13 protein-coding genes and 1 pseudogene are annotated in these 13167 nt (G+C 63.5%); 1 reads left to right on the top strand and 13 read right to left on the bottom strand.

Annotated elements, in window-relative coordinates; genetic code table 11:
- Nucleotides 1-139: 139 nt before the first annotated feature.
- From ACIBJI_RS24180 to ACIBJI_RS24230, 11 genes are all read right to left on the bottom strand, one after another.
- Nucleotides 140-931, bottom strand: coding sequence for a GntR family transcriptional regulator (locus tag ACIBJI_RS24180; protein ID WP_397085924.1), 792 nt, complete (start codon nt 929-931; stop codon nt 140-142).
- Nucleotides 895-1782 (bottom strand): VOC family protein, encoded by an 888-nt coding sequence (locus tag ACIBJI_RS24185; RefSeq protein WP_397085926.1) that lies wholly within the window; start codon nt 1780-1782, stop codon nt 895-897. Before ACIBJI_RS24185 ends, ACIBJI_RS24180 begins: the two co-directional genes overlap by 37 nt.
- The gene (locus tag ACIBJI_RS24190) at nt 1742-3202 is read right to left on the bottom strand and encodes an NAD-dependent succinate-semialdehyde dehydrogenase (RefSeq protein WP_397085928.1); all 1461 of its coding nucleotides are present in this window, start codon (nt 3200-3202) and stop codon (nt 1742-1744) included. Before ACIBJI_RS24190 ends, ACIBJI_RS24185 begins: the two co-directional genes overlap by 41 nt.
- 14 nt (nt 3203-3216) lie before the next feature.
- Nucleotides 3217-4188, bottom strand: a complete 972-nt coding sequence (locus tag ACIBJI_RS24195) for an ornithine cyclodeaminase family protein (RefSeq protein ID WP_397085930.1) — start codon at nt 4186-4188, stop codon at nt 3217-3219.
- A complete protein-coding gene (locus ACIBJI_RS24200) occupies nt 4188-5198 on the bottom strand; it encodes a dihydrodipicolinate synthase family protein (protein WP_397085932.1) in 1011 nt (336 codons plus the stop codon). The genes ACIBJI_RS24195 and ACIBJI_RS24200 overlap by 1 nt, the downstream gene beginning before the upstream one ends.
- 2 nt (nt 5199-5200) lie before the next feature.
- Nucleotides 5201-5872, bottom strand: coding sequence for an EthD domain-containing protein (locus ACIBJI_RS24205; RefSeq protein ID WP_397085934.1), 672 nt, complete (start codon nt 5870-5872; stop codon nt 5201-5203).
- Nucleotides 5869-6444: an amino acid synthesis family protein gene (locus ACIBJI_RS24210; protein WP_397085936.1), complete on the bottom strand. Its 576-nt coding sequence runs from the start codon at nt 6442-6444 to the stop codon at nt 5869-5871. Before ACIBJI_RS24210 ends, ACIBJI_RS24205 begins: the two co-directional genes overlap by 4 nt.
- A 28-nt stretch (nt 6445-6472) precedes the next feature.
- Nucleotides 6473-7663, bottom strand: coding sequence for an amidohydrolase family protein (locus tag ACIBJI_RS24215; protein WP_397085938.1), 1191 nt, complete (start codon nt 7661-7663; stop codon nt 6473-6475).
- A gap of 93 nt (nt 7664-7756) precedes the next feature.
- Nucleotides 7757-7951 (bottom strand): ferredoxin, encoded by a 195-nt coding sequence (locus ACIBJI_RS24220; protein ID WP_397085941.1) that lies wholly within the window; start codon nt 7949-7951, stop codon nt 7757-7759.
- Nucleotides 7951-8457, bottom strand: coding sequence for an aromatic-ring-hydroxylating dioxygenase subunit beta (locus ACIBJI_RS24225; RefSeq protein ID WP_397085943.1), 507 nt, complete (start codon nt 8455-8457; stop codon nt 7951-7953). The genes ACIBJI_RS24220 and ACIBJI_RS24225 overlap by 1 nt, the downstream gene beginning before the upstream one ends.
- Before the next feature lie 5 nt (nt 8458-8462).
- Entirely contained in the window at nt 8463-9788 is a 1326-nt protein-coding gene (locus tag ACIBJI_RS24230; RefSeq protein ID WP_397085945.1) for an aromatic ring-hydroxylating dioxygenase subunit alpha, read from the bottom strand.
- Between the two features lie 227 nt (nt 9789-10015).
- On the opposite strand from ACIBJI_RS24230, the pseudogene ACIBJI_RS24235 reads away from it, so the two are divergent.
- Nucleotides 10016-10505 (top strand): annotated as a pseudogene (locus tag ACIBJI_RS24235) (6-phosphogluconate dehydrogenase); the annotation flags it as partial.
- 101 nt (nt 10506-10606) lie between these two features.
- On the opposite strand, the gene ACIBJI_RS24240 reads toward ACIBJI_RS24235, so the two are convergent.
- Entirely contained in the window at nt 10607-12223 is a 1617-nt protein-coding gene (locus tag ACIBJI_RS24240; RefSeq protein WP_397085948.1) for an APC family permease, read from the bottom strand.
- A gap of 116 nt (nt 12224-12339) precedes the next feature.
- Entirely contained in the window at nt 12340-13104 is a 765-nt protein-coding gene (cofC, locus tag ACIBJI_RS24245; protein ID WP_397085950.1) for a 2-phospho-L-lactate guanylyltransferase, read from the bottom strand.
- Nucleotides 13105-13167 lie beyond the last annotated feature (63 nt).

Genomic DNA, 13167 nt, shown 5'->3' on the forward strand with positions numbered 1-13167 from the left:
CTTCTTGGACGACAAAGTGTAGAAGTAATACTGTAGACAGTTGTAGCTGAAGTCAAGGGTGAGTAGTACTTCTCCCTGCGACCGAGCGTCTTCGCGCGGCTGTCACTTCACTGTGCGGCGCCGATGACGCAAATGGCGTTCACGAGGTTCTATCCGCCTGCAATCTGCCCGCGGCAAGGACTGCCTCGCAGGTGTGATGCACGTGCTTCTCGGACGCGACCCGAGCGCCGGCGGCGTCGCCGGCCTCGATAAGCTGCAAGATCTCGTCATGCTCCGAGCAGGTCTGCACGGGACGATGAATGTCGATGTCGCGCGACCACAAGCGTGTGTACCGCTCAGAACGCTGCTTGAGCGGTTCGAGCAACTCGAGCGCTGTCTGTGCACCGGACGGAGCGAACAGCAGCCGGTGGAACTCGGTGTTTAGCTCGAGCCAGACGGGATGCTCAGACTCGGTTCGCAGCTTCTCGTTGATCTCCCTGGCACGCCGGATCGTGCCAGCGTCGATGCGCGGGACTGCCTGTTCCACGAGCCAACCCTCGATGAGGGCCCGCAGTGAGAACACCTCGACAAGTCGCTCAGGATCGGTCCCGCGTACCAGCACCAGCCGGTGAGCGCGAGATTCGAGAAGTCCCTCAGCTTGCAGTTGTCGCAGCGCCTCGCGAACAGGAACGCGCGAGACACCGAAGCGGCTCGCAAGCTCGACCTGGTTCAGGGCGGCCCCGTCGGGTATCTGCCCCGTGTTGATGGCGGTGCGCAGCGCATCGGCAATGTAGTCCGCGGTGATTCGACGACCCAGCTGAGTCGCCTTCACGTCGATGACCGACAAGTCCACTTCACCCAACATGTAAACAGAATACTTCTCTGGCTGATCCTTTTGCCACAGGGATCGCAGAGTCAGGCCAAGAAGCTTTCCGGCGGCAAGGGTCCCCATGTGTTGAGAGTCTTCGTCATCCGGTCGCCGGGTTCCCACGCGATTGGCGGTGTCGACCCGTCCGGGATGTGGACCATATCTGCGAAAAGTTCGACCCGGAGGCCCGATGCGGGGTCACAGACGTAAGTGAAAAGACTCCGCCCCGGGCGGTGCCTCCCCGGTCCGTACTCGACCTTGTACCCACGAGTGCCCAAGCGGTCCAGGATCGGCTGGTAGGCATGCCAGCCAGCGACCTCGAACCCGAGGTGGTGAACTGCTCTTGGCCCACCTGGTCGCAACGCGACGTTGTGATGCTCAGTATCGGTGCGCAGCCAGAACAGCGCGTCGCCGATGTACTCCGAAAGACGCAGTCCGATGACATCTTGGAAGAACGAGGCTGTCTCGGCGGGCTGGGGCGACTTGAGGTTCACGTGCCCCATGCGCCGCGGACGTAGTACAGAAGCGTCTGGAACCGCGACCGCGAGCTGGGCGCCCACCTCGAACACCACGGTGACCTGGGTGGCAGGTTCCACCAGCTCCAGACTCGTGTCGGTCCGGGAGCCACCGAGCATCCGCTGCAACTGATCGAGCTCAGCGTCAGCGGGAAGCGCGAAGATCAGCTTGTCAACGACCAGCTCGTCGCCGGCCACCAGTTCGATCGCGCCCTGACCCCGTCCGGAGCCGTACTCGCCGTCGCACACGGCGAGAAGGCGACCGTCGTTCTCGACGATCTCCATGTCCAGACCGCTGGATAGGAATTCGGCCGTTGCCTGCGGGTCAGGGACGGTGAGCACGATGCGCTCAACCGTGCCGGGTGCGGCCTTCACGAGCTCAGGCGTCGATGGCGACGTACTGGAGATCGAGGTAGTCATTGATGCCCTCCCTTCCGCCCTCGCGTCCGAGCCCGGACTGCTTGATCCCGCCGAACGGTGCGGCCGCGTTCGAGACGATCGCCCGATTCAGTCCGACCATCCCGAAGTCGAGTCGCTCGGCTGTGCGCAGTCCGCGTTCCACGTTTCCCGAGTAGAGGTAGGCAGCAAGGCCGTACTCCGTGTCATTCGCCAGGTGGACCGCCTCATCCAGGTCGTCGAAGACAGTGATCCCGGCAATCGGTCCGAAGATCTCTTCGCCGAACATACGCGAGTCGGTAGGCACATCGGTGACGACGGTCGGCTCGAAAAAGGTGCCAGGACCGTCGATCGCGCGCCCACCGGTGGTCACCTTGGCGCCCCGCGAGACGGCATCCTCGATCAGCTCCGCCAGACCAGTGCGAGCCGCCTCGTCGATGACCGGGCCGACCTGGGTCTCGGGATCCAGGCCATGGCCGACCTTCAGCGCAGCCATCCGCTCAGAAAGCAGCGAAGAGAACACCGGCGCCACCGAGCGATGCACCAGGAAGCGGTTCGCGGCCGTGCATGCCTCACCCATGTTCCTCATCTTCGCGAGCATGGCGCCGTCGACCGCGCGCCAGACATCAGCGTCAGCGTCCACGATGAACGGGGCATTCCCGCCGAGCTCCATCGACGGCCGCACGACGTGCTGCCCGCACTGCGAGATGAGGACACGGCCTACGCCGGTCGACCCCGTGAACGAGATCTTGCGGATGCGACCATCCGCAAGCAGCGCAGTCGACACCTTGCCCGCCGTCGTGGTGGTGATGACGTTCAGCGCGCCGTCCGGAAGCCCGACCTCGACCAGCACCTGTGCGAGTCTGATGGTCGAGAGCGGTGTTTGCGCAGCCGGCTTGATGATGGCGGTGCACCCGGCAGCGAGTGCAGCACCGATCTTCCTGGTCGCCATCGCGAGCGGGAAATTCCACGGTGTGATCAGCAGGCACGGTCCGACCGGTCGACGCGCAACGAGTAGGCGCGACCCGCCGTCGGGTGAACGGCGGTACTCACCCTCGGGACGGACCGCCTCCTCGGAGTACCACCGCAAGAACTCCGCGCCGTAGTCGACTTCGGCACGCGACTCAGACAAAGGCTTGCCCATCTCCGCGGAGATGAGACGCGCGAAGTCCTCCCGCTGGCTGATGACAGCGTCGAACGCGCGACGCAGGATCTCCGCACGTTCGCGAGATGCGGTGTGTGCCCAGGCAGGGGCGGCACGGCTGATCGAGTCGAGTGCAGCGAGTCCCTGCTCGACACCGGCGTCCGCAACCGCGGCGATTACGGTGCCGGTCGCGGGGTCCAGGACATCGAAGGTGGACTCGGCGCGCGTCCACTCGCCATCGATGAGCAGACCGCTTGCGATGTCTGCCGCCGCCGCCGCGGCATCTGGCCGAATGGTCATGTCTTCTCGGATGCTCACTTTCCTGCCTTCAGTTCGGTAATGACGCCGATCTCTCGGCCGATGCCGCGCTCCACCGCTCCTTGGATGAGCACCGCCGCGAGGGCCAAGTCCTGCAGAGCGGTGCCCACAGACTTGAAGATCAGAAGGTCGCGCGCGGAGGCCCCGGCCGCGCGGTCGTGATTCCAGTCCGCCATCGAGATCAGCGATTCCGGTGCGATCGCACCTGAAGCAACCGCTGACGCCACGTCGCCCGACTCGGCGAGTACCGACGCCGGGTCATCGACGACCACCGCCCTCGCTCGAGCGAACGTGGCGTCGTCGAGTTCGCGCAGGTCCGATCGGGTTGATCCGATCGACAGGACCACCGCGTCACGAGCGAACGTCGTCCCATCGACGACAGGCTCTGCATTCTTGGTGCATAGAACAACGACCGGGCACGAGCTTGTGACCTTGGCAACGCTGTCGACCGGCTCGATCATAATGCCGAGCTCTCGTTGCAGCCGATGGGCGAACTTCCGACGCCTCTTTTCGGAACGGCTGTACACCAGCACCTTCTCCAGCGGCCATATCCGCGCGAAGGCCCGCAGGTGCCCTTCAGCCTCGAAGCCGGTACCGACCAGGCCGAGCACGCTCGTTCCGCCGCTCCCCATGAGACTGCCGGCGAGCGCGGTCGTGGCCGCTGTGCGCAGTCTCGTGATCTCGGACGCGTCGAGCGTAGCCAACAGCTCGCCGGTTTCCTGCAGGTACACGAGCAGTAGGTAGCGATTGCCGACGCCCTTGGCGAGTGTCATCACCTTGGCACCCATGTAGTCACCCAACGCGGCGGGCATCGCCCTGAAGAACCCGCTGGCCACGTTGACGTCGATGCGCTTGGGCAACTGGAAGCGACCTTCGCGCTGGCCCTCGAGCGCAAGCTGCGCGGCCGCGAACGCGATCTCCTCGTCGCACAATTGCTTGATTGCGGCACTATCGAGGTGAAGGGTCATCAGACCCTGCCCGTGTAGAAAAGGTCGTCATTGGCGGGCAGATCGTATCCGGATGCCTCGAGCCCTGCCCGCAAGGACTTCATCTGTCCCGGGGCGAGGCGCATCGTCGGCATACGCAGTTGCCCGCCGTTGAAACCGTTGAGCCAGCCCAGGTACTTCCACCCCTGCCGGTGGATGAGATTCGCACCAGCGAACGATGCGTGGAATGCGCCCTTTGCCTCGCGGGCGGGGTTGTAGCTCCAGAAGGTCTCATACGCCTCATCCGACCGACCAACCAGGAGAGCCTCGATGACTCGTGGCACCCTGTCACCGAACGACTCGTAGGCGCTGGTGCCCCACCATCGCGTGCCGAGCAGCCGGGCCTGCGCCGGGATGAGCTGCTCCTGCGGGTACTCGACGATCAGGTCGTCACCCAGCTTGTCGGCAACCTCGGTGAGCGCGGAGAACTGTGCGCTGCCTCCGCCCTCGTACTTGAGGGCGACCGCGGTATCGATCTTGCTCATCTGCTCGAGCGCGGCGAACGGGAACCCGGTCGGGGCGAGCGGCTTGAAGCCCCACGCCGTCGCCGCGAACAGGATCATCGCGAGGTCCGAACTTTCGGCAACGTACCGGGTGTGCTCGACGATCTCACCAGCACTCTTCGGCCGGAAGCTCTGCGGATATGACAGCAGGCCCGCCTCGACTCCGAGGTCCTGCGACAACTTGGCCGCCTCGACCGATTGGGCGACGGTATCGAAGCTGAGGTGCGAAACCAGCTTGAAGCCCTCCGGCGCCGCCTCGGCGGCTACCTCGAGGAACCGCTTGTACTCCTCGAAGGTGGTGCCACTTTCAGACGCGACCAGGGTGCCCCAGAAGCCGAGCTCCGCTGCCCGGGCGATGTCGTGGCGAATACCAGCCTCGTTCAATCCGGAGAAGTCCTCGCTGAAGGAAGGGAGCGTCACGTTGCATGCCCCGACCCATTCGTTCCTTGCCCGGTCCTTGGCCTCGCCGCGGGTGTAAGGAAGTGCCATAGTCAGTTTCCTTTCGTGGTGGAGTGGGCGATCGAGATCGGCCGGTAGGTCCAGCGGCCGCTGGTGAACCAAGGCCGCGAAGCAAGCGCGTCTCGTCGCGGCGTGTTCCGTGCCGCGTCGCGTTCCGGCGCGTCGAGGACCTCCGGCGATGCGATCTCGTGCAGGGCGAGGTGGGACCAGACTGGGCCGTCGAATCCTGGCCGGACCAGGTAGCGGCGCACCCGTAGCCAGCCAGGCACCTCCATGAGCAGTGGGACGTGCTCCTCCTCGTACCAACCTTCGAATTCCGCTCGGTCCGTTTCCGGAACGCCGAACGCCACCACGAACAGGCTGTGGTCGGTTCCCGTGAGGGCCGACGGGGCGTGGTCGGCTGTGTCGGAGATCTGATCTGTGATGTAACGGGTGAATCCGGTGACATTGGCGAGCATGCGCGCGGTGCGTTCAGACGGGTCTGATTTCAGCGCCTTGTACTGCGGTGTCTCGAGCGCGGCCATGTCGTCGATGAAGTACGCGGCGAGGTGCCAGGGGTCCGTGTCGGTGTGGTAGCGCAGCGCGTGGGAGAAACCAGGGATTTCCATCCGCGCGGGGATGTGCTCGGTCTCGTACCAGTCTTCGAAGTCGGCCTCCCAGTCCTTCGGCGGAGCCATCTGGGAGAAGAGCAGCCCCTTGCTCATCGCAGGCCATCCCCGATCGCCTCGTGCTTCGCGAGCCCACCGATCCGGTGATGGACACGGCCGCGCGTAGCGAGAGCGGCGACCACGGCGATCTCATTGGCACGCGGTCCGGTGGGAACGCAGATTGTGATGGCGTCATAGAACTCGCGCACGAACAGTGCATTCTTGTAAGCGAGGGGAATGTCGATCGCGGTTCCGGCGGTGCCCATCTTGGTGGCCGAGGTAACCCATCCGTTGCCGCCGATTCCGTTGCGCATCGCATCGCCGAACGGGGTCGTCAAGCACGCCACTCCGTGCTCCTGCTCGCCGTCCATGCCGACGATGGCACCCTTACCGCAACTTTCGGCCTCGGCTCCCCCGAGCGCTGCCTTGCATCGCGCGACGAGCTCGATCGCCAACGCGGCGCTCGGCGCGATCAAATCGCCGAGATCCTCGCTGTACCGGCCCGCGTAGGGGTTCTTGATGACTGCGGTGACGGCGGCCTTGACCAGGGGCTCGGCCACAGCCGGACCGCTGTCAGAATTGATCTGCTCGACATGTGTGTACCAAGCGCGGACTTCGAAGTCGTTCATCGATCCTGTTCTTTCGCGTGTGGGTAACTCAATGGCCGCTCGACGACGGCGCAGCGAGAGCTCCCTTGACGCTCACGTTGCGACGGGCGGCGGGAGTGTTGCGGCTCTTGGTGTAGCGCACAACGCCGTCTGTGACGGCCACACAGATCCCAGGCACGTCGCCGACCTGCAGTGCCTCCGCCCAGGTGTCACCGGCAGAGCCGAGTGGCGCATCGAGGATCAGCAAGTCTGCCGGTCGGCCGACTTCCAAGCGGCCGGCATCGAGTCCGTAGACGTCAGCGACGTGACCGGTCATGCTTGCCACCGCTTGATGCACCGGCAGGCCGCCGAGCGACACGAGTTCCGCGCAGAGATGCCAGAGCGCCAGTGGCACCACGCCAGTCCCCGTCGGAGTGTCACTCGCGATGAGCAGACGATGCTCCTGCGAGTACTCGCGCGCGAGCTGGCACAGTTCGAGCGAGGAACGCAGATTCCCCGCCATGACGAGCTGCAGCGCCATGTCGCTCTCACGAACCAACCGCTCGTTATCCCCAGCGACCATCGCCGTCGGCCCGCCATTGGCATGGAAAGACACGTTGGGATTGATCTGCAGCATGGACTCGGCGTCCATCCGCTCGAGAGTGCCCGGGATCGAACCGCCACCCGTGTGAACGTTCACTACGATGCCGGCCCGTCGGGCGTCGGCAACCAGCGGAACGTAGTCCAGCGGCGACGTGACTGCTCCGAACCCGCCCTTCGCCAGCCATACGCCCTGCTCCCGCAGATAGACGAAGTCTTCGTAAGTCAGTCCGGGTTCCAAGATCACAGAGCCGCCGTGCACGGTCATCCCGCCCGGCCGGAAATTCTGATAGGCGCGCTGTGCGGCAATCGCGAGCGCTTTGACACCCTCGGGGTCGCTCGGTCGTCCAGGTACGTGCACCTCGCTCGCGCTGATCGCTCGTGTCACACCACCGTGGACATAGCTGTCGAGGAAGCCGACCGTGTTCTGTCGAGGCGTGTAGTCACCGAAGGTGGTGTGCACGTGCGAGTCGATGAGCCCTGGCACGACGCCCGCCCCATGTGCGTCGATCACGAGGTCGTGAGCGTCCGCATCGACATCGTCGGATAGCCCGATCCAGGTGATCACGCCGCTCTCGCACACCAGGGCGTCGCCCGCTAGCGGCGTTCCTGCGGCATCACCGATGTGGCTGAGGCCGATCGAGGTGATCGCGAAACTCATGAGAGGTCCTTCCGAGGTTCATGACACTGCCTGGCGACTGTAGACACCTTCGGTGTGCAGACGGGCGTCTGCCCTCCAGACCGTGAGCCGCTCCTAATCCGTGGCGCTGATCGCGCTCATCGGGCAGACCGGTATAGCCTGACGAACGGCAGCCTGCTCGTCCGCGGTTTCGGCCGTGGGCCGCAGGAGCAGCACCATGCCCGCGTCGTCCAGGTCGAAGAAGTTCGGAGCAGCGGTGACGCAATTTCCGTATCCCTGGCACAAACCTCGGTCAGCGACAATCTTCATTACAGGAACACTCCCAGATTCTTGGTGCTCATCGACGACTGGTCGATGATGATGCGACGAGAGCTGATCAACCAGCCTTCTTCCGTCCGGCGCAGCGTGTCCTGTCGCTCACCGACGATGAGGTCGTAGGCCCCCATGTCGCCACGACTGCGATACAGCAGAAAGTTGGTGCGCGCGGCGAGCTCCCCTTCGCGCTCGCCGTGCTTGATGCGGAGATTGGTGATCAGGCGCCGTGTGTGTGAAGGCGGGTCCTCGGCCCAGGCCACATCGGTGCGCAGCCGCTTGGCGCGGAAGACGAGCGAGGACTTCGTGTCATCGAAGTGTCCGATCTCCTCCACAATGTCTGGTGACCCAGACTTGCGAGTGACCCGGATCGGTGCGGTGTACTCGACCTCCGGCCCGAAGAGATCGACCCACTCCTCCCACCGGCGCTCATCCAACAGCTCCGCTTCGATCGCGTAGAAGTCCTGAATGTCGACGCGTGTCGCGAGATCAATACCGGACACGTTCGTCACCGCTTCCCGTTCAGAATGTGGTCTAGCCACACCTTGTAATAGGTACGTCCGGCAGCCTCACTGAACTTGCCGTCATACACGTCGCCAGGGCCGGGAAACTCCGTCGCATCCAGCGTAGGCAGGTCCAGCCCCATCCCGTAGTGCAGCATGAGCTCCTCACCCCGGTAGAGGGCAGCATCCGAATTGCGGGTCTGCAACTCCCAGTTCTCCGTGTCGTCCTGATCGAACATGCCCGAAGCACTGAATGTTTGCGTGTACATCCGCCGGCCAAGCTTCTTCCACCACTCAGGGGCGCTCTTCTCGACGAAATGCCATGACCAAACCTGAGTCTTGTTCGGACCTGCAGGCTGCCAGATGCGCAGCATCGAACCGCTGACCCGCTGCCCGTCGACTTCGACGAAATTCGGGATCAGAAAAGACAGGTTCGGAAAAACGTTGCCATGCATGTTCTTGATGCGGGCAAGGGTGTCCAGCTGCCCTTGATCCAGACGTTGTTCGTACTCCCCGGCGAGTTCCGCGGGAAAGTAACTTTGTTCGTCGAAATGCACGCCCACACCGAGCCCGTGACCTCCGCCGACGTCCACATGGTAGCCGTCGCGACCGAAGTCCGCGCCCTTGACGATGCCCATCCGCGCCAGGTAAGAGTGCGCCGTTGCGGTGTGGTAGGCGTCCGACGCAAAGTTTTCGGCCGGGAGCCGCCAGTTCGTCGGCACGACCCAACGCTCCGGGTGACCGACCACTTCCATCTCCGCGCGTCCGACTAAGAGGTCGAGATACCACTTGACGTTACCGAGATGGGAATCAAGCGACGGTCCTTCCTTCGCCCACGTCGCGAAGATGAGACCTTGATAGGTCTCGCAGCGAGCCTCGACCAGGTGCAGCGCGTCGCGGTTCAGGCCCTCCGGATACGCGGACTTTTCGAAGGGGGCGCCCATGAACGTCCCCAGGAAGTCGCCTTTGGAGCCATAAGTGAAGCCGTGGTAAGGACAACGCCAGTTATTGACCTCGCCGAAGTCTTCACATGCCAACCGCATTCCTCGGTGGCGGCACGAGTTCAGGAATACCCGAACGACCGAGTCGTCACCTCTGCCCACGATCACCGACTCCTCGGCCATCGCACGGGTGATGAACGAACCTGGGTTCGGGATCTCGGAGACATGGCCGACGAATTGCCAGGTCTGGCCGAACAGGCGCTCGAGCTCCAACTCGTACACGCCGGGATCGGAATACGTAAACATTGGGATCTGGCCCCGCTTGGGGTCCACCGTCTTGCGGAGGCGATCTTCGAGATCACGCCTACCCTGCAGGTCATAACGGCTCATGTAGACAGATTCCCTTCGACTAGGTACCCCATCAATGTCTTGCGCCCGGTTTGGATCAGCGGCATGGGATTACTGTATACAGTTGACAGACAATGTCAAGGCTTGAGCCCGGACAAAACCTGCGCCCAGTCGCGTTCATCAATCGTGAGCGTCGAGTGTCACCACGCGAACCGCTCAGGCGGATATTGGCTCACTGGTCGATTCACGTCGGACCGCGACCGTGGTCCGCGATGCCGGTGTTCGACGCGCTGCGCCCGCCCGGCGACCGCGCCGACGGGCTCGTCCACGCCGGACCGGTGGGTGCGGGTCACTACGGCGAAGATGGTCCACAACGGCATCGAGTACGGGCTGATGCACGCCTATGGCGAGGGATATGAACTCCTCGCCGCCGAAGATCTGATCGAGAACCGTCACCAGGGGCAGCAGGCCTGGACACACGGCACGGCCATCCGGTCCTGGCTGCTCGACCTGCTGGTGCGGGACCTGCAGGAGGATCCGGGTCTGGAGGAGATCTCCGACTACACCACTGCCTCCGGTGAGGGCCGCTGGACCATCGAGGAGGCCATCCGCCACTCGGTGCCCGCGAACGTCATCCCCGCGGCGCTGTTCGCCCGCTTCGCCTCACGCCAGGAGTCGGATTCGCCTGCGCTAAAGGCGGCGTCGGCGCTGCGCGACCAGTTCGGTGAGCATTCTATGCACCACAAAAGCGGTTCCTGAGGTGTATTGCGATCGTGGTTCGAAAGTGACGAACCAGAAACCGCCGATCAGGGTGCGCGGGTCAGCTCCGACGCCAGAAGCAGTTGGCGCATTCTGGCCCTTCACTCGACCTTGACGAACTCTTCGGGCACCCCCTGCTCCGTTCCGCTCAGCCAGTGTGCCCGAACGAATCCGACCGCAAACGCAACGAAAAGTGGGATGTTGATCAGAAGGTTACCGGTAGCCGACAGTTCGGTCAGCAAATTCATCTTGCTGCACACCAGATAGAGCACGCCCGCCAGAATGAGCGCGGACAATCCGGGCGCAACAACGCTTCGCCATGGTCCGACTGCCAGAGATCTGCGCGAGAAGAACCGAACAACGGCCAGCGAGGTCAAGATCTGCAGCGCAAGCACCCCGACCAGCGACGGCGTGTTGGTCCACAGAATGATCTGACGGTAAGGATCAGCACCCGCGATCGCGAATGCGACCAGCAGTGCCAGCAGAACAACTGTCTGCACGGCAACAGCAGCAACTGGACTCCCACTCCTTATCGAGGTGTGGGCCAAACTCTTCGGAAGCAGATTGCTTCGACCCAACGCGAACATGTACCGCGCTGCAGCATTGTGGAGTGCAAGTACTCCTGCGAAAAAGCTCGACACGATCAACACCTGCATGACATCGGTCGTGATCGAGCCGAGATAGCGGTCAGTGATGTTGAAGACCAGCATCGACGGGTCCCCCGTGGCCAGTGTTGCCGATAGCGCTTTGGGGCCCACTGCCATCAGCAGCAACCACGACGCAATCGTGTACACAGTCGCCAGAATGCCCACCGAAAGATATGTCGCTCGCGGGATGGTGCGAGCCGGGTCTCGCACCTCTTCCGAATAAACCGCAGTTTGTTCGAAACCGACGTAGACGATGAAAGCGATGACGAACAACGACGACAACGACGACAGATCCCACTCGGTCGGACGGAAGCTGTCGTAGGACAGTCCCTCCGGCGTGCCGTTGACCAGGATCGCCCCGAGAAGCACGCAGAGAATAGCGGATTCGCAGAGCAGAAAGACGGCGAGGACCCGCGCGCCGATGGTGACCCGAAAGTAGGCCACCATTCCGACGATGACTCCGATGACGAGCGCACAGAGCGTCCAGGAGACGCTGACGCCGAAAATGCTCTTGACGGCTGAGGACGCGAACACGCCTGCAGCCGCGCAGAAACCGACCTCGCCCAACGCGTACGCGACGTACCCGACGAGTGCCGAACCTGCACCCACACGGCGACCGAATCCCAGCGTGATGTACGCGTAGAACGCCCCAGCGCTGCGAACGTACCTACTCATCGCCGTGAAACCCACCGCGAACAGTCCGTAGGCGAGCCCCGCCATGAGGTACCCAATGGGGGTTGTCACACCTCCGAGAATGAAGGCCAGCGCCATGAAACCGACAATTGTCGTGAGTGGGGCCGCGGCGGAGATGACGAAGAAGACCAGGTGCCCAGAGCTGATTGCACCAGAACTGAGTTCCCCCGCTCTCTCGATCTTCGGTTGACCCGTGTCCGAGCTGTTGGTGCTGTGTGAAGAGATGATGGACCCCATTCCAATTTGCGGGACTGGTTGACGATTCGAATAGAGTCGAACCGCGGAATCGCCGGTCCGAGACTCCGTTTCGACATCACAAGAGGATCGGCATCCACGAAGCCGACTCAGTGATTGAACGACTGCGGCCGTCTCGCGCAACGAACGAAGTCTCTCGAGTTCGAACGCGGTACTTCACAACCGCACATCGCGGATCCACCTGGAGGCATGTCGCGCCGTGTGCTGTTCCTCGACGTGCTGCTCCAACGGGCCCGCCGTTAACGGGAATCCCCGACGACGGTGATCGGCACTCCGACACAGAGTGCGCTGTGTTCAACGGATCCACCACCGGCACCGATCCTGTGCGCCGCGCGCCGTGTGGCTCGGCCGACACCGAGACCCAACGCGTGCTGCAGGTCTGCCGGGGTGTCGACGTCACAGCGTAGCCCTGGCCAGTCGCCGCCCAGATCGGCTGCTCCCGTAGCGATGTGTCGAAGTGGCGAGCCGAGCCCGAAGGCCGGGTTCAATTCGGTACCGAAGGCGAACAACGTCGAGGTTCCCGTTCCGTGGCGATCCCTCACGAAGCTCCGCCCATACGCGCTCGCCGCGGCGATCGCATCCTCGAGCTCACCGCCACGCAGGGCAGGCAAGTCGCCATGCAACACAGCGACGTTGGGGGCTCGATCGCGAACAGCTTTCTCGGCCGTGCGAATTGCAGCATTCAGCGGATCGGCATGTCCGCGCGGAGTCGGGTCCCGGAGGATCCGCGCGCCGGCGTCGCGTGCTGCGCCGGCCGCCGTCTCGTCGGCGGTGACGACAAGTACGCTCTCGACAGCGCGCGCCGCCAACACGGCTTCGATGGTGTCGGTCAACATGCCGATCACGAGCGTCGACCGGTGCGCTGCGGAGTACGTGGGTGACAATCGGGTCTTCGCCTCCTCCAGCCGCTTCATCGCGATCACGATGGCGACCTCACCGAGCCCCGCACTGCGCGCGCGGGACCCGGCGAGACGGTTTCGTCGATGGAGCGGTTCGTGCGACACCGGAGCAGCATTCACCTCTGATGGTCTGCCGACGAGATCATCTGGCGTTCTGTGCAGCTCGTT

The organism is Nocardia sp. NPDC050408 (assembly GCF_044458905.1).
In the GTDB taxonomy this organism is placed as follows: domain Bacteria; phylum Actinomycetota; class Actinomycetes; order Mycobacteriales; family Mycobacteriaceae; genus Nocardia.